This is a genomic window from Flagellimonas sp. 389, assembly GCF_018449435.1.
Taxonomy (GTDB): Bacteria; Bacteroidota; Bacteroidia; order Flavobacteriales; family Flavobacteriaceae; genus Flagellimonas.
The window spans coordinates 1-366 of sequence record NZ_JAHCMU010000042.1; the positions used below are offsets into that span (position 1 = coordinate 1).

Sequence of the window (366 nt, forward strand, 5' to 3'; positions counted from 1 at the left end):
TCCTGGTCACCGTCCGCGATATCCGCTGGAATATTGTTCAAAGATGTCCATTCACCGTCAAAGTCATCGGTAGCATCGGTATCGAGGTTTGGGAACTCCGCGTTCACTGCAGTTGCAACCTGTGCATCGGTCAGCTGCGTATCCTGGTCACCGTCCGCGATATCCGCTGGAATATTGTTCAAAGATGTCCATTCACCGTCAAAGTCATCGGTAGCATCGGTATCGAGGTTTGGGAACTCCGCGTTCACGGCAGTAGCCACCTGTGCATCGGTCAGCTGCGTATCCTGGTCACCGTCCGCGATATCCGCTGGAATATTGTTCAAAGATGTCCATTCACCGTCAAAGTCATCGGTAGCATCGGTATCG

At 52.5% G+C, this 366-nt stretch carries 1 protein-coding gene; it reads right to left on the reverse strand.

Annotated elements, in window-relative coordinates; all coding sequences use genetic code 11:
* Positions 1–366 (reverse strand): hypothetical protein (locus KIM67_RS18525; RefSeq protein WP_213833037.1); only part of this gene is annotated, 366 nt, incomplete at both ends.